Annotated in this window: 17 protein-coding genes; 11 read left to right on the plus strand and 6 right to left on the minus strand. The window is 63.9% G+C overall.

Annotated features, from left to right (window positions below; translation table 11 throughout):
• Positions 1–43 precede the first annotated feature (43 nt).
• The 3 genes from ygeW to dpaL form a co-directional block, all read right to left on the minus strand.
• On the minus strand, positions 44–1,243 hold the full coding sequence (gene ygeW / locus NE547_RS06730) for a knotted carbamoyltransferase YgeW (protein WP_256175114.1): 1,200 nt from the start codon (positions 1,241–1,243) through the stop codon (positions 44–46).
• A 76-nt stretch (positions 1,244–1,319) separates the two neighbouring features.
• On the minus strand, positions 1,320–2,732 hold the full coding sequence (locus tag NE547_RS06735) for a YgeY family selenium metabolism-linked hydrolase (RefSeq protein ID WP_256175116.1): 1,413 nt from the start codon (positions 2,730–2,732) through the stop codon (positions 1,320–1,322).
• 178 nt (positions 2,733–2,910) lie between these two features.
• Positions 2,911–4,125: a diaminopropionate ammonia-lyase gene (gene dpaL / locus NE547_RS06740; protein WP_186906923.1), complete on the minus strand. Its 1,215-nt coding sequence runs from the start codon at positions 4,123–4,125 to the stop codon at positions 2,911–2,913.
• A 200-nt stretch (positions 4,126–4,325) separates the two neighbouring features.
• Between dpaL and xdh the strand changes: the two genes are divergently transcribed.
• The 4 genes from xdh (at position 4,326) to NE547_RS06760 (ending at position 8,885) form a co-directional block, all read left to right on the plus strand.
• Entirely contained in the window at positions 4,326–6,896 is a 2,571-nt protein-coding gene (xdh, locus tag NE547_RS06745) for a selenium-dependent xanthine dehydrogenase (RefSeq protein WP_256175118.1), read from the plus strand.
• A 232-nt stretch (positions 6,897–7,128) separates the two neighbouring features.
• On the plus strand, positions 7,129–7,443 hold the full coding sequence (locus tag NE547_RS06750) for a helix-turn-helix transcriptional regulator (protein ID WP_186906921.1): 315 nt from the start codon (positions 7,129–7,131) through the stop codon (positions 7,441–7,443).
• 130 nt (positions 7,444–7,573) lie between these two features.
• Positions 7,574–8,536: a permease gene (locus tag NE547_RS06755; RefSeq protein ID WP_256175120.1), complete on the plus strand. Its 963-nt coding sequence runs from the start codon at positions 7,574–7,576 to the stop codon at positions 8,534–8,536.
• 13 nt (positions 8,537–8,549) lie between these two features.
• On the plus strand, positions 8,550–8,885 hold the full coding sequence (locus NE547_RS06760; RefSeq protein WP_186906919.1) for a thioredoxin family protein: 336 nt from the start codon (positions 8,550–8,552) through the stop codon (positions 8,883–8,885).
• A gap of 171 nt (positions 8,886–9,056) precedes the next feature.
• Here the strand turns inward: NE547_RS06760 and NE547_RS06765 are convergent, their stop codons facing one another.
• Both NE547_RS06765 and aroF read right to left on the minus strand, forming a co-directional pair.
• A complete protein-coding gene (locus tag NE547_RS06765; protein WP_256175122.1) occupies positions 9,057–9,923 on the minus strand; it encodes a prephenate dehydrogenase/arogenate dehydrogenase family protein in 867 nt (288 codons plus the stop codon).
• Positions 9,920–10,939 (minus strand): 3-deoxy-7-phosphoheptulonate synthase, encoded by a 1,020-nt coding sequence (gene aroF, locus NE547_RS06770; protein WP_186906917.1) that lies wholly within the window; start codon positions 10,937–10,939, stop codon positions 9,920–9,922. The genes NE547_RS06765 and aroF overlap by 4 nt, the downstream gene beginning before the upstream one ends.
• A gap of 310 nt (positions 10,940–11,249) precedes the next feature.
• Between aroF and NE547_RS06775 the strand changes: the two genes are divergently transcribed.
• Both NE547_RS06775 and NE547_RS06780 read left to right on the plus strand, forming a co-directional pair.
• Positions 11,250–11,684, plus strand: a complete 435-nt coding sequence (locus tag NE547_RS06775; protein ID WP_256175125.1) for an Rrf2 family transcriptional regulator — start codon at positions 11,250–11,252, stop codon at positions 11,682–11,684.
• 87 nt (positions 11,685–11,771) lie between these two features.
• Positions 11,772–12,311, plus strand: a complete 540-nt coding sequence (locus NE547_RS06780) for a cob(I)yrinic acid a,c-diamide adenosyltransferase (RefSeq protein ID WP_256175127.1) — start codon at positions 11,772–11,774, stop codon at positions 12,309–12,311.
• A gap of 70 nt (positions 12,312–12,381) precedes the next feature.
• On the opposite strand, the gene NE547_RS06785 is transcribed toward NE547_RS06780, so the two are convergent.
• Complete coding sequence (locus NE547_RS06785; RefSeq protein ID WP_186906914.1) at positions 12,382–12,717, minus strand: hypothetical protein; 336 nt, start codon at positions 12,715–12,717, stop codon at positions 12,382–12,384.
• A gap of 147 nt (positions 12,718–12,864) precedes the next feature.
• On the opposite strand from NE547_RS06785, the gene NE547_RS06790 reads away from it, so the two are divergent.
• The 5 genes from NE547_RS06790 to NE547_RS06810 all read left to right on the plus strand — a co-directional run bounded on the left by NE547_RS06790 (position 12,865) and on the right by NE547_RS06810 (position 17,932).
• On the plus strand, positions 12,865–13,515 hold the full coding sequence (locus NE547_RS06790) for a Crp/Fnr family transcriptional regulator (RefSeq protein WP_256175129.1): 651 nt from the start codon (positions 12,865–12,867) through the stop codon (positions 13,513–13,515).
• 28 nt (positions 13,516–13,543) lie between these two features.
• Positions 13,544–14,626: an ABC transporter substrate-binding protein gene (locus NE547_RS06795; protein ID WP_256175131.1), complete on the plus strand. Its 1,083-nt coding sequence runs from the start codon at positions 13,544–13,546 to the stop codon at positions 14,624–14,626.
• Positions 14,627–14,705: 79 nt separating this feature from the next.
• Positions 14,706–15,377, plus strand: a complete 672-nt coding sequence (locus tag NE547_RS06800; protein WP_256175132.1) for an ABC transporter permease — start codon at positions 14,706–14,708, stop codon at positions 15,375–15,377.
• The gene (locus tag NE547_RS06805) at positions 15,374–15,955 is read left to right on the plus strand and encodes an ATP-binding cassette domain-containing protein (RefSeq protein ID WP_256175134.1); all 582 of its coding nucleotides are present in this window, start codon (positions 15,374–15,376) and stop codon (positions 15,953–15,955) included. The genes NE547_RS06800 and NE547_RS06805 overlap by 4 nt, the downstream gene beginning before the upstream one ends.
• A gap of 111 nt (positions 15,956–16,066) precedes the next feature.
• Entirely contained in the window at positions 16,067–17,932 is a 1,866-nt protein-coding gene (locus NE547_RS06810) for an LTA synthase family protein (RefSeq protein ID WP_256175136.1), read from the plus strand.
• Positions 17,933–17,988: the final 56 nt, after the last annotated feature.

Here is a 17,988-nt window from a genome sequence, read left to right on the forward strand (position 1 = left end):
CCAGAGAAAGGGGAACAGGTATCCAAAAGCAACGCCGGACGCGTTACTTGTTGAACCAACGCTGGGTGCCGCGCTCCTCCAGGGCCTTCAGCACGGCCTGGGGATTTCTGCATTTGGCCAGGAAGATCATGGCGGCGATGATGTAGGGCTTGTAAGAGGCCTCTTTGTACAGCGCCTCGCGGTAGCGGTCGAAGACGCTCTCCTCCACCTCGCCGTCCACGCAGGATACGCCGTTGATGTCGGCGGGCAGGCAGTGCAGGTACAGCGCCTTGCCGTCCCGGGTGGTCTTCATCCGTTCCTCGGTGCAGCACCAGTCCTTGTGCTGGGCGTTTTGCGCCAGCAGCTCCTTTTCCAGGGCCTTGATGCCTTCGCTGTCGCCCTGGGCGTATAGGTCGGTGCGCTTCTCCATGGCGGCAAAGGGAGCCCAGCTCTTGGGATACACGATGTCCGCGTCCCGGAAGGCCTCGGCCATGGAATTCACGCGCCGGAACGTGCCGCCGGACTTTTCCGCGTTTGCAGCGGCCACAGTCTCCACCTCGGGCATGACCTCGTAGCCCTCGGGATGGGCCAGCACCACGTCCATGCCGAAGCGGGTCATCAGGCCGATGACGCCCTGAGGCACGGAGAGGGGCTTGCCGTAGCTGGGAGAATAGGCCCAGGTCATAGCGACCTTCTTGCCCTTCAGGTTCTCCACACCGCCGAATTCGTGGATGATGTGCAGCATGTCGGCCATGCACTGGGTGGGGTGGTCGATGTCGCACTGCAGGTTGACCAGGGTCGGCTTCTGCTCCAGCACACCGTCCTTGTGGCCCTGGGTGACGGCGTCCACCACGTCGTGCATGTATTTGTTGCCTTTGCCGATGTACATGTCGTCCCGGATGCCGATCACGTCGGCCATGAAGGAGATCATGTTGGCGGTCTCACGGACGGTCTCGCCGTGGGCGATCTGGCTCTTGCCCTCGTCCAGGTCCTGGACCTCCAGGCCCAGCAGGTTGCAGGCGCTGGCAAAGGAGAAGCGGGTGCGGGTGGAGTTGTCCCGGAACAGGGAGATGCCAAGGCCGGACTCAAAGATCTTGGTGGAGATGTTGTGCTCCCGCATGTAGCGCAGAGCGTCGGCCACGGTGAAGACGGCCTCGATCTCATCGTCGGATTTCTCCCAGGTCAGGAAGAAGTCGTTCTCATACATCTCCTTGAAGTTGAGCTGGTTCAGCTTGTCGATATAGCTGTGAAGCGTGGCATCCATGATCATATTCTCCTTTTCTATTGTAAATGATGGATTGGTGGGAAGGATGCTAAACTTAGGAAAAAAACTTTGTGAATTATTTGATGTCGTTGTTCGTCTTGCCGGCCCGGAACTGGGTCACGTCGGCGGTCTTGTTCTCCTCCCGGTACAGGCCGGGAACGGCGGCGTACAGGGCGGCGCAGGTGACGAGGTCCTGCTTCCAGGTGATCTCGTTGGGGGCGTGGGCCTGGCTCTCCGCGCCGGGACCGAAGCCCACGCAGGGGATACCGTATCGGCCCTGAATGGCCACGCCGTTGGTGGAGAAGGTCCATTTGTCGGTGAGCGGGCGGCCCTCACGCAGGTGCATGGCGTCCCGTTTGGGGTCGGCGTCGGCGTGGCCGATGCGCGTTTCCCCCCACAGGGCGTGGTGGGCGTCCGCAAGAGCCTGGACGTGGGCCGCGCGCTCCTTATTGATCCAGGTGGGGAAGTAGCACTCGGTCTCGTAGACCTCGCCGGTCCAGGAAGGGCGGTCGTACATGTACATGGATACTGTTACATCCTCGCCGTACTTCTTCACGCTGGGCAGGTCCCGGATCTCCTGCAGGCAGGAGTCCCAGGTCTCGCCGGCGGTCATGCGGCGGTCGATGGAGATGGAGCAGGAGTCGGCCACGGCGCAGCGGCTGGGGGAGGTGTAGAAGATCTGTGAGGTGGTGCAGGTGCCCCGGCCCAGGAAGCGGGCGTCCTCATAGTGCTCGGGGTTGTACTTGGGGTCGAGCATCTTCACCAGGCCCTTGATCGCAGCGCCGTCATCGGCGGGGTTCTCGTTGAGGGCGCGCACGTCCTGGAGGATGTCGGCCATCTTGTAGATGGCGTTGTCGCCCCGCTCGGGAGCGGAGCCGTGGCAGGAGACGCCCTTCACGTCCACGCGGATCTCCATGCGGCCCCGGTGGCCCCGGTAGATGCCGCCGTCGGTGGGCTCGGTGGAGATGACGAACTCCACCTGCTCCTTCCGGATGCCCTTGGCGGGGAAGAACTTGTTGACGATATACTGCCAGCACATACCGTCGCAGTCCTCCTCCTGCACGGAGCCGACCACCATGATCTTGTAGCCTGCGGGGATCAGTCCCAGCTCCTTCATGATCTTGGCACCGTAGACCGCGGAAGCCATGCCGCCCTCCTGGTCGGAGCCGCCGCGGCCGTAGATCACCGCGTCGTCCTCCCAGCCCTCGTAGGGGTCGTCCGTCCAGTTGTCCCGGTTGCCGACGCCCACGGTGTCGATGTGAGAGTCGATGGCAATGATTTTGTCACCGTCGCCCATCCAGCCGATCACATTGCCCAGGCCGTCCACCTCCACCTGGTCATACCCCAGCTGTTCCATCTCAGAGCGGATGCAGGCCACGACGTCTTTTTCCGCACAGCTTTCGCTGGGGTGGGAGATCATGGCCCGCAAAAAGCGGGTCATGTCGGCCTGATAGCCCTGGGCTGCTTTCTTGATCTGCTCGTAATCCATGATTGTTTCCCTCCATCATTCATCCATATCGTGATTGATTGCCATGGAAAGCCCCCGCGCAGCGAGGCGCCGGGCGGCGCGTACAAGCGGTTTGCCCAACGGGCAAACCGCTTGGCGCAGGGGCGGTCCGCTCGCCCCGGGCCGGTAAGGGAACCCGGGGCCCCATGATTTAACGCTGCTAAACCGTGGGATATTCGCCGTCCCAGAGCACCTTGCGGAACTTCATGGGGTCGGTGTTGCCCTCAGTGGAGAAAAGAAGCACCTGGGAGAAGCGGTCCAGGCCGATGGCCTGACGCAGGTCCTGGTATTCGTCGTTCTCCATCAGCGCGGCAATGAGACCCATGCCCACCGCTCCGGACTCGCCGGAGATGACCACCGGGTCGCCCTTGACGGGTACCCCGAGCATCCGCATGCCCCGGGCGCTGACCCAGTCGGGGCAGGAGACGAAAGCGCTGACGTGGTTGCGCAGGATGTCCCAGGAGATGGTGTTGGGTTCGCCGCAGGCCAGCCCCGCCATGATGGTGGTCAGGTCTCCGTCCACCATGCGGGGCGCGCCGTCCCCGGCCAGGGCGCCCCGGTAGAGACAGTCGGCCGCCTGGGCCTCCATGACGATGAACTTGGGCGGGTCGTTGGGGAAGAGGTTGGCGTAGTACCCGATGACCGCGCCCGCCAGACTGCCCACGCCCGCCTGGACGAACACATGCGTGGGACGGTTTATGCCCATCTGACGCAGCTGGTCGGCGCTTTCGCTGGCCATGGTGCCGTAGCCCTGCATGATCCAGGCGGGGATCTCCTCGTAGCCGTCCCAGGCGGTGTCCTGTACGATGACGCCGTGGGGAGTGGCCTCCGCCTCGGCGGCAGCCATGCGCACGCAGTCGTCGTAGTTCACGTCCTCGATGGTGACGGCGGCGCCCTCCTTGGCGATGTTGTCGTACCGCGCCTGCGAGCTGCCCTTGGGCATATGGACCACCGCCTTCTGGCCCAGCTTGTGGGCCGCCCAGGCCACGCCGCGGCCGTGATTGCCGTCGGTGGCAGTGAAGAAGGTGGCCTGGCCGAAGTCCCGGCGCAGGGCCTCGCTGGTCAGATAGTCATAGGTCATCTCCGACACGTCGCGGCCCATCTCCTTGGCGATGTACCGCGCCATGGCAAAGGAGCCGCCCAGCACCTTGAAGGCGTTCAGACCGAAACGGAAGCTCTCATCCTTTACGAACAGGCCCGCCAGGCCCAGATAAGCGGCCATACCGTCCAGCCGGGCCAGCGGAGTGATGGAGTACTGGGGAAAGCTGCTGTGAAAAAAGCGGGCCTTGGCCACATTGGTCAGGGACATGACGGGCAGCTGCCCGTCGTCGCTTTTGGGCATGTGGTTGACGGCCCATTTGATCCGGTCTTTCATTGCGACTGCGCCTCCGATTTCTATGTTCTGTCCCCATCATAGCACGGGAAATCTGCAAGTCAATAGGTTTCCAAAAAAATTTTTGTGCAACAAAAAAGTTTTTTAGATTTTTGTTAAAATTGACGGTGCAGGAATGGTTGCCTTTGTACATTTTCGGTGTTAAGCTAGAGCCATAAGATCAAAGAAAAGGAGACATGGCCATGTTTACCCTCACGGTCAACGGCGCGCAGGTACAGACGGAGCAGGACGGCTCTCTGATGGAGCTGCTGCGGGGCATGGGGCTGACTTCGGTAAAGGACGGGTGCGGTCAGGGCGCCTGCGGCACCTGTACCGTCCTGGCGGATGGGAAGCCGGTGAAAGCGTGCGTGCAGAAGATATCCAAGTTCCAGGGAAGGGCCATCGTCACCGTGGAGGGCCTCAGCCCGCGGGAGAAGGAGGTCTACACTTACGCCTTCGGCGCGGCGGGCGCGGTGCAGTGCGGTTTCTGCATCCCGGGGATGGTGCTGTGCGCCAAGGGCCTCATCGATCGGAACCCGGATCCCACCCGGGACGAGGCGGCCGTTGCCATCCGCAACAATATCTGCCGCTGCACCGGGTATAAAAAAATCATCGACGCCATCCTTCTGGCCGCCCGGCTCTTCCGGGAGGGGGCGGAGCATTTGTCCGCTCCGGCGGTCACCGGCGTGGGCCAGCGGGCCCACCGCCTGGACGTGCCGGAGAAGGTACAGGGCTGGGGCAAATACGCCGACGATATCCAGATGGAGGGCATGCTCTACGGCTCCGCCCTGCGCGCGGCGTATCCCCGGGCCCGGGTGCTCTCCATCGACACCAGCGCGGCAAAGGCCCTGAGCGGCGTCCACGCGGTGCTCACTGCGGCGGATATCCCCGGCTCCTCCAAGGTGGGCCACCTGAAGCACGACTGGGACGCGCTGGTGCCCGTGGGCCGCCTGACCCACTATCTGGGGGACGCGGTCGCCCTGGTGGCCGCCGAGACCCGGGCGATCGCCGAACAGGCCAAGGCCCTCATCCGGGTGGAATACGAGGTGCTGCCCGGGGTGTTTTCCCCCCAGCAGGCATTGGCGGAGGGGGCGCCCCTGGTGCATGAGAGCGGCACGTCCAACGTGCTGGCCCATGAACATCTGGTCCGGGGCGACGCGGAGGAGGCGCTGCGCCGCTCCGCCCATGTGGTCACCCGGACGTATTTCACCCCCTTTACCGAGCACGCCTTTCTGGAGCCGGAGTGCGCCGTGGCCCTGATGGACCCGGACGGGGAGAGCGCTCTTATCTACTCCAGCGATCAGGGCACCTACGATACCCAGCACGAGTGCGCCCTGATGATGGGCTGGGAGCCGGAGCGCATCCACGTGGTCAACGCGCTGGTGGGCGGCGGTTTCGGCGGCAAGGAGGATGTGAGCGTCCAGCATCATGCCCTGCTGCTGGCCTACCACACCCGCCGGCCGGTGAAGGTGAAGCTCACCCGGGACGAGAGCATCCTGGTCCACCCCAAGCGCCACCCGGCCTGGATGGAGGTTACCACCGGGTGCGGCGCGGACGGCCGGCTCACCGCCATGAAGGCGGTGGTGGTCACCGACACGGGGGCCTACGCCAGCCTGGGCGGGCCGGTGCTCCAGCGCCTTTGCACCCATGCCGCCGGGCCGTACAACTATCAGGTGATCGATATCGACGGTACCGCCGTCTACACCAACAACCCCCCCGCCGGGGCCTTCCGGGGCTTCGGCGTTACCCAGAGCTGCTTTGCCGCCGAGTGCAACCTGAACCTGCTGGCCGAGGCGGTGGGCATCTCCCCCTGGGAGATCCGCTACCGCAACGCCATTCGCCCGGGCCAGGTGCTGCCCAACGGCCAGATCGCCTGCCCCGGGACCGCCCTGGTGCAGACGCTGGAGGCGGTAAAGCCCCTCTACGACAGCCATCCCTACGCGGGCATCGCCTGTGCCATGAAAAACGCCGGGGTGGGCGTAGGCCTGCCCGACTGGGGCCGCTGCCGCATTACCGTGGAGGACGGAAAGCTCTATCTGCGCTCCGGAGCCTCCTGCATCGGACAGGGACTGGGCACCGTGCTGGAGCAGATCGCCTGCGAGACCCTGGGCGTGGGCCGGGAGCGCATCGTCTACCCCAATGCGGAGACCAACAACGCCCCCGACGCGGGCACCACCTCGGGCTCCCGCCAGACCCTCATCACCGGCGAGGCCTGCCGCCGGGCCTGCGTGCAGATCAAGGCCGAGCTGGACGGGGGAAAGACCCTGGAAGAGCTGGAGGGGCGGGAATTTTTGGGGGAGTATCTGGCCAAAACCGATCCCATGGGCGCCGACAAGCCAAATCCGGTCTCCCATGTGGCCTACGGGTACGCCACCCAGGTGGTGTGCCTGCGGGAGGACGGCACCATCGAGCAGGTGGTGGCCGCCCACGACGTGGGCCGGGCCATCAATCCCCTGAGCGTGGAGGGACAGATCGAGGGCGGCGTGGTCATGAGTCTGGGCTACGCCCTGACGGAGGCGTTCCCCCTGGAGGAAGGACGGCCTGCCGCCAAATTCGGCACCCTGGGCCTGTTCCGAGCGGACAAGACGCCGGACGTGCGCTCCATCATCGTGGAGGCCAACCCGGAGCCGCTGGCCTATGGGGCCGTGGGCATCGGAGAGATCACCTCCATCCCCACCGCCCCCGCCGTCCAGAACGCCTATTACCGCTGGGACGGGAACTTCCGCACCACCCTGCCGCTGGAAAATACGCCTTACAGCCGGACAAAGAACTAGCGCCATCGCAGGGGAACGCCCGCGCCGTTACCGGCGCGGGCGTTCCCCTGCGGCAAAAGGGGCCGTCAGGCGGGGCGGAGCCGCCGGCGGGTGATGACCGGAAGGGAAGGAGGTAGGCCTGATCGGGCCGAGACCAGCCGGGACGGGCCGGTATGCCCAAAAGCGGTTGACAAACGGGCGGCGTTGGCATAAGATGAATTACATCAAATATTTTTGATGTAAGGGGGAGGACATGGTGACCGATCATCAGAAACATGCAAAGGTGTTCCGGGCACTGTGCGATCCCAAACGCCTTGCGATTCTGGAACTGCTCCGCAGCGGTGAAAAATGTGCCTGTGTGCTGATGGACCGGCTGGAGATGGGGCAGTCCGCCGTCTCCTACCATATGAAGATTCTATGTGAATCGGGGATCGTCGCGAGCCGGCAGGAGGGGAAATGGACCCATTACCGCCTGAGCGACACCGGGCGCGGCGCCGCGGCGGAACTGCTGATGAAGCTTACCACGCCGGACCTGGGACCAAGCGGCGAAGAGGACTGCTGCCGATAGGAGGGGCGGCGGAACGGGAAAATTTTTTTCGAAAACACATCAAAAAAATTGATATGAATAGCGAAACGGAGGGATATGCTTGCAGGTTTTACGGGCTCTGTGGCAGTTGATTCAGAATGAGGTCCTTGGAATGAACTGGCTGAACAGGCTGGTGGGAGCTCTCTTGACTGCCCTGGGACTGGACACGGGCGCACGTTGGGTGGGAAGCGTTCAATTTTTCCTTTACGACGGCATCAAGATCACGGTACTGCTGTGCGGACTGATTTTTGCGATATCGTATCTCCAGAGCTATTTTCCGCCTGAGCGCAGCAAGAAGATCTTAGGCCGTTTTCATGGCGTGGGGGCGAATGTCGTATCCGCCCTGCTGGGGACTGTGACGCCCTTTTGCGCATGCTCCTCCATCCCGCTCTTTATCGGTTTTACCGGCGCGGGACTGCCGCTTGGGGTAACGTTCTCGTTTTTGATCTCCTCTCCGATGGTGGACCTGGGGAGCCTTATGCTGCTTATGAGCGTTTTCGGCGCGAAGGTTGCCGTTGTCTATGTCATCATAGGGCTGGTGATTGCAGTGGCCGGCGGAACAATGATTGAAAAACTGCACATGGAGGCCTATGTGGTGGACTTCATCCGCAAGGCGGGAAGCGTGGAGGCGGATTGCCCCGCACTGACAAAACGGGAGCGTTTGCAGTACGCGAACGAGCAGACCGCGTCCACCTTCCGAAAGGTGTTCCCCTATATCCTGATTGGAGTGGGGATCGGCGCGGTCGTCCATAACTGGATTCCGGAACGCTGGATCGAAGCTGTTTTAGGCGGCGGCAACCCGTTCGGCGTGCTTCTTGCGGTACTGGCCGGCGCTCCCATGTACGCGGATATTTTCGGTACGATCCCCGTTGCGGAGGCATTGCTCTACAAAGGTGCGCAGCTTGGCACCATCCTGGCCTTTATGATGGCGGTTACCACATTGAGCCTGCCGTCCGTCATTCTGCTCCGCAAGGCGGTGAAGCCGAAGCTGCTGGGACTGTTCATCGGTATTTGTGTCGTTGGGATCACGATTGTAGGATATTTGTTCAATGCGGTTCAGGGCTTACTGATTTAATGGAGGTATTGTTATGGGACTGTTTGGAACCAAAAAAGAGAAGCTGCGGCCCGGCTGCTGCGCAGGGACCGGCGGCGCGGAGCGGACCGGGGCGCCGGAAGCCGTCACGGGGGTGAAGGTATTGGGCTCCGGCTGCGCGAAATGCAACGCGCTGGAGCAGGCGGTTCGGGCCGCCTTGGCAGAACTGGGCATGGAAACCGCCGTCGAGCATGTGACGGACTTCGTGCAGATCGCGTCCTATGGCGTCATGACGACCCCGGCGCTGGTGGTCGATGGAAAAGTAGTGTCCTGTGGCAGGGTGCTCCGAAAGGAAGAAGCAAAGACGCTTATCGCACGGGCGAGAATGTGACGGTACCACCGGGCGCCGCCGCACAGGTTCTTTGCGGCTCGCTCTTGGCAAAGGCTGCGGTGCTGTCCCGAAAAAATGCCTGGCGCTAAGCCGGGCATTTTTCCGGGGCGGGCGGGCAAGGCGAACGGCCGCCAACGGCCGCCCCGTGCGGAACGGGATGCCGTATCCATGCTACAGCGGACCCAGCAGGTCGGGGCCGGGCAGGCTCATCTGCCGCTTGCGGGCGGCGGAGAAGGCCAGCTTCTCCGACAGCCGGCCCTGATCTCCGCAGGCCAGGGTATCCCGGTAGGACCGAAGGTTGGCCAGCAGCCGGTCCAGCACCTCCAGCAGGGCGGGGGCGTTGAGGGAGAAAAGCTGGGTCCACAGTCCCACGTCCAGCGCGGCCACCCGGGTGCAGCCCCGGAAGGAGCTGCCCTCAAAGCCCTTACAGTCAAAGAGCATCGGGTCGTCGCAGACCGAGACGGCGATGATGTGCATCACCTGGCTGGTGTAGGCGATCAGAGCGTCGTGGGCCTCCGGCGTGGTCTGGTATACGTCCCGAAAGCCCATATGGGCGGCCATGCGTTCCAGCAGGGCCACGTGTTCCGGGGTGCTGTCCGGGCGGCGGCACAGGATGAAGTGGGAGTCCCGGAACATCTCCGCAAAGGCATGCTCGATCCCGGAAAACTCGGTGCCCGCCATGGGATGGCATCCGATGAAGTCCACCGACGCCGGCAGGACCTGGGCCGCCTGCATGACTGCGCTTTTGACGCCGCATACGTCCCATACCAGCGTGCCGGGCTTGAATTGATCCCGGTAGGCGCTGAGAAAATCCACGATCCCCTGGGGGTGCAGGGCAAGCGCCACCACGTCGGCCTGCCCCAACACCGCCGCCGCATCCTCGCAGACCCGGTCGGCCACGGCGTGTTCCCGGGCGTAGCGGAGGGTGGGCTGGGATACGTCCACGCCCACCACTTCAAAATCCTCGAAACCCTTCAGGGCCAGGGCCAGGCTTCCTCCGATCAGACCCAGGCCCACGATGACGATCGTGTGTTTCATACCGTTCTCCCTATGCAGGCGCCCAGCGCGCCCAGCTTGTCCATCAGCGTGCCGAACTGCTCCGGGGTGATGGACTGCGCCCCGTCGCACAGCGCATGGGGCGGGTCGTTGTGGACTTCCACGATGAGACCGTCCGCTCCGGCGGCCGCGGCGGCCAGACTCATTCGCTCCACCATCCAGGCCTTGCCGCAGGCATGGGAGGGGTCCACCACCACCGGCAGATGGGAGAGCCGCTTCACCGCCAGTACGGCGGACAGGTCCAGGGTGTTGCGGGTGTAGGTCTCAAAGGTGCGGATGCCGCGCTCACAGAGAATGACCTTTTCGTTGCCGCCTGCCATAATGTATTCCGCGCTCATGAGCCATTCCTCGATGGTGTTGGAGAGGCCCCGTTTGAGCAGGATGGGCTTGGTGGTATGCCGTCCCAGTTTTTTCAGCAGGTCGAAGTTCTGCATATTCCGGGCGCCCACCTGGATCACGTCCACGCACGCCTCGAACAGGTCGATGTATTCGGTGCCCATGATCTCGGTGACGATGGGCAGGCCGGTGGCCTCGCGGGCCTCCTTCAGCAGCTCCAGCCCCTGGCACTCCAGGCCCTGAAAGGAATAGGGGGACGTGCGCGGCTTGAACGCGCCGCCCCGCAGGGCTGCCGCTCCGGCGCCCTTCACGGCCTGCGCCACCGCCACGATCTGCGCCTCGCTCTCCACCGAGCAGGGGCCGGCGATGACGGCCAGACGCTGGCCGCCCACCAGGATACCGTTGCCCAGATCGATCGCCGTGTCGTCCGGGTGATATTTCCGGTTGGCCTTCTTGTAGGGTTCGGTGACCCGCATGACCCGTTCTACGCCCGGCAGAAGGGCGACCTTCTCCTGGTCGATGCCCTCCGCGTTGCCCTCGGCGCCCAAAATAGTGGTCTCGGCCCCTTTGGATATCATGACCTTGACTCCGCCGGCCTCCATGGCGCGCACGGCCTGCTCCAGCTGCTGCTGGGTATGCTCTCGTTTTAAAATGACAACCATTGCAGTATGCTCCTTTCCTGTAACACAAAAACCGCGGCAGCCCAACTGGGCCGCCGCGGCGGGTGCGTCCTGATCGATGCAGGGAACGCCTCATCCAGACAGGCCGGTTATGGGCAGGCAGAAGAACCGCTACCATAATAATAGCGGTAATAGCCGTATCCATAACCGGTGTGCTTCCACATGAGAAAACCACGCTCCCTATTACTGCGTACTTTAGCACTTTTAGGCGCAAAAGTCAAGGGGGAGTTTTTGGCTTGAATTCCTAGTGAACCTGTGGTATTATAAGGATAAGAAAAGGTAGGGATGCCACATGAAAATTTCCACCAAGGGGCGCTATGCCCTGCGCCTGATGTTAGATCTGGCCATCCACAGTGAAGGGAGCGCCGTCCCGCTGCGGGATGTGGCCCAGCGGCAGGAAATCTCCGACAAATATCTGGAACAGATCGTGACCCAACTCTCCCGTGCGGGCCTGGTGCGCAGCGTGCGGGGCGCGGGAGGCGGCTATCTGCTGACCCGGACGCCGGAGGGCTATACCGTGGGCGAGATCCTGCGGGTGCTGGAGGGCAGTCTGGCCCCGGTGAGCTGCGCCGACGGCGTGGGCTGCTGCGAGCGGGCCGACCGCTGCGTCACCGTAGAGGTGTGGCGCGAGATCCAGGCCGCCGTGGACGGCGTGGTGGACCATCTGACGCTGGCCGATCTGGTGCGCCGCTACCACGAGAAGTGCGGCGGCCGGACGCAGTTGTAAAAGCCGGGAAAGCCTGTTATACTGATCCTGCCCCGGCGGACAGGCGGTTGCCGCCTGTCCGCCGGGGGATCCAAATAAAATAGCGAGGTGATCCGTTTGGCAAAGGAGCAAGGGCTGGTCCAGCTCTATTATGGGGACGGAAAAGGGAAGACCACGGCGGTCTTCGGCCTGGCCTTCCGGTGTGCGGGCTGGGGGCGCAGAGTGGTCGTCGCTCAGTTTTTGAAGAGCGGCGCCGGCGGCGAGGGGAAGGCTGTGGAGCGCTTTCCCGAAATCACGCTGCTGCGGACGAAGGGCGTAAACAAGTTCACCTTCCAGATGAACGACGACGAAAAGGCCGAGACGGCGGAGAACTGCCTGAGCCTGTTCCGCCAGGCGGTGGAGCTGGCCCGGCAGGAGCAGGCGCGCCTGCTGGTGCTGGACGAGGTCATCGACGCGACCTACGGCTTTTTGCCCATGGAGGAGCTCTGCGCTTTCCTGGACGGGCGTCCGGAGGGGATGGAGGTCGCGATCACCGGTCACAGCCTGCCCCCGCAGCTGGCCGAGCGGGCGGACTATATTTCCCACGTGGTGAAAGAAAAGCACCCCTATGACCGGGGCGTTATGGCCCGGAAAGAGATCGAATTTTAAAGAGGACAAAGACCTGCTTTGTCCGGCTGCCGCTGAGCCCCCGCCGTTTGGGCGGGGGCTCAGCCTGTTTTCAGCCCCGGTCCCGGACGCTCAGCGTAGCGGCGGTGAGAGAGTTGACGGCCCCCAGCAGATCCACCAAAAGCTGGTTTTGGCACACCAGGGTCTCCAGGATCCGTTCCAGGCACGCCTGTGTCTGCGCGTCGCTTCCACAGGGATAGGGCGGCAGGAAAACAGGACCCGCCGGGCGCTCCTGGAGCGGGTTTCGGTAGCGGTTCATCGGTTCTTCCTCCAGCGCGGGCGCCGCCGCCTGCTCCGGCTGGAGCCGGCGGCCCTGGGCGATGATGGCCTGGGCGGCGGCTTGGGCCCTGGCCCGCTCCAGCGCCCGCTGGTCATTGCGTTTCACCATGGTGAGTTCCCTCCTTTTTCTCCCCATACTATGCTTTTGAACGCATATGGGACCCTTTTCGGAAAAAGAATGAATGGAAGCGGTTGACATTTTAAAAGTTTGTGATAAACTAAACTGTATCATTTGAGACAGAAATGGGGCGCGGCCGTGGAGGAGACACTGAGGGCGCTGCTGGCGGGGACCTTCCTGTTTCGGGGCGCGCCGGAACAGGCCCTCATGTTTGCGTTGTCGGACGGACGCTGCCGGCGGGAGCGGGCGGAACGGGGGACGGTCATCTACGCGCCCCACCGGTTCCGCCGCTGCCTGGCGGTGGTGCTGGCGGGCCGGGTGCAGGTGAACAAGGGGGAGCTCATCATGAGCGTGCTGCAGCCGGGCGATCTGTTCGGCGCGGCGGCGCTGTTCAACGACCGGGCGGATTACGCCACCACCCTGACCGCCCGTTCCCGGTGTGATCTGCTCTTTTTTCCACAGGCACTGGTGGAGGAGCTGATGGCCCGCTTCCCGGCGGTGGGGTATAATTATGTGGCCTACCTGTCCCAGCGCATCTGGTTTTTGAATGAGAAGATCGACGCCCTCGCCGCCGGAAGCGCCGAGGGCAAGCTGGCCCAGTATCTGCTGACGCACAGCCGGGAGGGCTGGATGGAGTGGGACTGCTCGGCGACAGGCCTGGCCAAACGGCTGGGTGTGAGCCGGGCCTCCCTCTATCGCGCGCTGGATGCCCTGACCGCCTCGGGCGCCATCCGGCGGGAGGCGGCGGGCATCCGCCTGCTGGATGAGGAGCGGCTGAACGGGCTGTGATCCAAACGAGGAAAGGAACGAGGAAATCATGAAACGGAACAAAACTGCGGCGCTGCTGCTGAGTTTGGCCCTGACCTTCGGCCTGCTGGGCGGGTGCGCCTCCACCGCCGCCCCGGGAACGGCCGCTCCGGAGACGGCCCCGCCCGGGACGGCGGCCCCCGAGACCGCCGCCCCGGAAACAGCGGCGCCTTATGTTACGGTAAACTTGGGCCTGCTGAAAGGCCCCACCGGTATGGGCGCCGCCAAGCTTCTGGCCGACAACGACGCAGACTTTGCCCAGGCGGAGGCCGGGACCTATGAGGGCACCCTGCTGCGCTACGAGGTGACCCTGGGCGCCGACCCGGCCAACGACATCGTGCCCAAGCTCATCAACGGCGAGCTGGACCTGGCCGCCGTGCCCACCAATCTGGCCGCCAGCCTGTACAACAAGACCCAGGGCGGCGTGAAGCTGCTGGCCCTGAATACTCTGGGCGTGCTCCACATTCTGGAGAACGGCGAGAGCGTTCACAGCATGGCCGACCTGGCGGGCAAGACCCTTTACGCCACCGGCCAGGGCGCCAATCCGGAGTATGTGCTCCATTATCTGCTGGAGCAGAACGGCTTGACCCCCGGCCGGGATGTGACCATTGAGTGGAAGACCAGCGACGAGCTGACCACCCTCATGGCCTCCGGCGAGATCGAACTGTGCATGCTCCCGGTACCCGCGGCCACCAGCGTCATGCTCCAGAACGCCGACGTGCGGGACGCGGTGGACCTGAACGACGCCTGGGCCGGGTCCGGCGCCCGGGGGACGTTCACCATGGGCTGCCTGGTGGGGCGCACGGAGTGGCTGGAGGAGAACAGCGAGCTGGTAAGCGGCATCCTGGCCGACTACAAGGCGTCCATTGCATACGCCAACGCCGAACCCGAGCAGGCCGCCGCCCTGATGGAGCAGTATGAGATCGTTCCCAAGGCCGCCGTGGCCAAGGCTGCCATCCCCCAGGCCAATTTGGTCTATGTGGACGGGGAGGACCTGATGGAGGTTTCCAGCTACTATGAGGTGCTCTTTGCGGCCGATCCCACTTCGATCGGAGGTGCCATCCCCGATGACGCCTTCTACTACGTCCCGTAATCGGATAGGCGCAAGAATACGAAACGTTGTCATACCCCTGGCCTTTTGGCTGGGGGTTTGGCAGCTTGCGGCCCTTTGGGTGGGCAAGCAGCTGCTGCTGCCCGGTCCGCTGGCGGTGGCGGCGCGGCTGTGGGAGCTGGCGGGAACGGCGGTTTTCTGGCGCTCGGCTCTGATGAGCCTGGGGCGCATTTTCGGCGGCTTTGCCGCAGGCGCGGCCCTGGGGGCGCTTTTGGCCGCCCTCACCTGTGCCCAGCCCTGGGCCGGACGGCTGATCGCCCCGGCGGTGAAGGTGATCCGGGCCACCCCGGTGGCCTCCTTCATCGTGCTGGTGCTCCTGTGGGCGCCCACAGGGCGGGTGCCCGCCGTGGTTTCCGCGCTGATGGTGCTGCCGGTACTGTGGGGCAATGTGTGCAAAGGGATCGGCCAGACCGATCCCAAGCTGCTGGAGGCCGCCGGGGCCTACCGCTTTTCCCCCGGAAAGAAGCTGCGTCTCATCTATGTGCCCTGCGCCCTGCCGTATGTCGCCAGCGGCTGCGCCACCGCCCTGGGCCTGGCCTGGAAAGCGGGGGTGGCGGCGGAGGTGCTCTGCCAGCCCGCCCTGGCCATCGGCAAGGAGCTTTACCGCGCCAAGATCACCCTGGACACGCCCGCCCTCTTCGCCTGGACGGCGGCGGTCATTGCCCTGAGCTTTGTGCTGGAGTACGCCCTGGGTTTCCTGTTCCGGCGGTGGGGAAAGGAGGCGCGGGTGTGATATCGGTGTCGAATATTACCGTCTGTTTTGCAGAGAAGACCGTTTTGGACGGATTTTCCCTGGCGGTGCCGGAGCAGGGGATCACCGCCCTGTCCGGACCCTCCGGCTGCGGCAAGACCACCCTGCTGCGGGTACTGGCGGGGCTGCAAAAGCCGCAGGCCGGGACGGCGTCCCTCCCCGGACCGGTGAGCCTGCTCTTTCAGGAGGACCGGCTGCTGCCCTGGCGCACGGTGGGGCAGCACATCACCGATGTGCTGCCGAAGGCCCGGCGGGGGGAGGCCGGCCGCTGGCTGGAACTGGTGGAGCTGGCGGGGGAGCAGGCGCGGTATCCGGCCCAGCTCTCCGGCGGCATGGGCCGGCGGCTGGCGCTGGCCCGGTGCCTGGCCTGCGGGGGCGCGCTGCTTTTGCTGGACGAACCGTTTGCCGGTGTGGACGCGCAGCGGGCCGGACGCATCCTGGCGCGTATCCGGGCCCTGGGAACGCCGGTGCTGCTGACCAGCCATCAGGAGGCGGTGCTCTCCCGCTGCGACCGGGTGCTCGCTCTGGAGGGCCCGCCCCTGCGGCAAAAAAACAGATGAAGATTTCATTAAAAAGCCCGAAAGCGCGTTGCGCTTTCGGGCTTTGCTTGCTATAATGCAGACCATGCAAAACGTAAAAAAGCCGTCATGAAAGGGTAAAAGAGGCGTAATATGAGTTCCCAGGTGTCCTATCCCAAACAACGGAATGAACTGCGGCGGCGGCTGCGCTACCCCAAGCTGGCGCTGGACGAGGTCAAGGCGGCCCGGATCTCCCGCCTGCTGCTGCTGCTGACCCCGCTGCTCTCCTTCACGCTGGTGGAGGCGCTCAACTATAATAACCCCTGGACCGATTTCACCGCGGTGCAGATCCTGCTCAACCTGGCCTGGTACTATCTGGGGGAGCTGGCGTTTTACACGATCTTCCGGCGGCGGACATCGGCGGTGAAGTGGGGTCTGGGCACGGCCTGGGCGTTCGGCTGCGCCAGCCATTACCTGATCGCCTTTCGGGGGCGCACCCTCTTCCCGGCGGACTTCCTCTCCCTGCGTACCGCCGCGAATGTGGCCGTCCATTACGACTATACCCCCGACTTCAAACAGGTGATCACCTTCCTGATCATGCTGGCCGTTCTGCTGCTGGTGTCGCTGCTGCCGCGGGAGGCGCGGCACGCCCGCTCCTGGAGGCGGCTGGCGTGCACCGCGGGCGTGACGGCGGCGTACCTCGCGCTCTTCTTCGGGACCGGGATCGTGGAGGCCCTGGGCGTGCAGCCCTCCCTGTGGACCACCCGGGGCAACGGCCTGCTGCTGAATTTTACCGTTTGTATGAAGTACATGCGCACCGAGCAGCCGGAGGGCTACTCCCCCCAGGCCGCCCAGGCGCTGGCCGGCGGCGCGGCCGCCGGCGCCGAAGCCGAGGGGGAGACGCCGGTCAACGTGATCGTCGTCATGAACGAGTCCTTCTCCGACCTGTCGGTGCTGCCGGGCGTGCAGACCAATCAGGACGCGATGCCCTTCCTCCGCTCCCTGACGGAAAACACGATCAAGGGCTATGCCTATTCCTCCGTGTTCGGGGGCAACACCGCGAATTCCGAATATGAATTTTTCACCGGCAATACCATGGCCTTTCTACCGGCCAGCACCGTGGCCTACCAGCTCTATGTGTCCGACGGGGACCCCTCCCTGGTGGGACAGATGAAGGCGCTGGGCTACCGCTGTGTGGCGATGCACCCCTATCTGACCTCCGGCTGGAACCGGGTGAGCGTATACGCCGATTACGGCTTTGACGAGACGTATTTCCAGCGGGATTTCCAGGACTGGGACTACCTGCGGGGCAAGGCCGGGGAGGGGTATGTCTCCGACCGGTCCAACTATGAGCATCTCATCCGGCTCTACGAGGAAAAGGAAGCGGGCGAAAAGCTCTTTTTCTTCAACGTGACCATGCAGAATCACAGCAGCTACAACATGCCCTGGACCGGCCTGGAACGGACGAGCTGGCTGACCGGGCCCATGGAGGGGAAATTCCCCACCGTGGACCAGTACCTCTCCCTGATCCATGAGAGCGACCGGGCCTTTGAGGAGCTGGTGGAATATTTCGCCCAGGTGGAGGAGCCGACGATGATCCTGCTGTTCGGCGACCATCAGCCCCAGGTGGCCACCAGCTTTTATAACCGGGTGCTGGGAACCGACCCCGCCACCGCCTGGGCGGAAAAAAAGCAGATGGTGCCCTTTGTGCTCTGGGCCAATTACGATATCCCGGAGGAGGAGGGGGTGGAGCTCTCGCTCAATTATCTCTCCGCCCTGCTGATGGACGCCGCCAATTTGCCCAGGACGCAGTATCAGGCGTTTTTGTCCCGGCTCCGCCGGCAGCTCCCTGTGATCAACACCGTGGGGATCCGGGACAGCGCGGGCAACTGGTACGGAGAGCGGGACGCCCTGCCTCAAACGCTGGCGGACCAGCTGACGCAGTACCGGATTTTGCAGTACAACAACGTTTTTGACAAGGACGAACGGGTTCCCGGCGTATTTGCGCTGACCGAATGACGCGGGCCGTTTTCGACAGACTGTGGCGTCCCCCGGCGGTCCCGCCAGGACCGCCG

The organism is Flavonifractor sp. DFI.6.63, assembly GCF_024462255.1.
GTDB classification, from domain to species: domain Bacteria; phylum Bacillota; class Clostridia; order Oscillospirales; family Oscillospiraceae; genus Lawsonibacter_A; species Lawsonibacter_A hominis.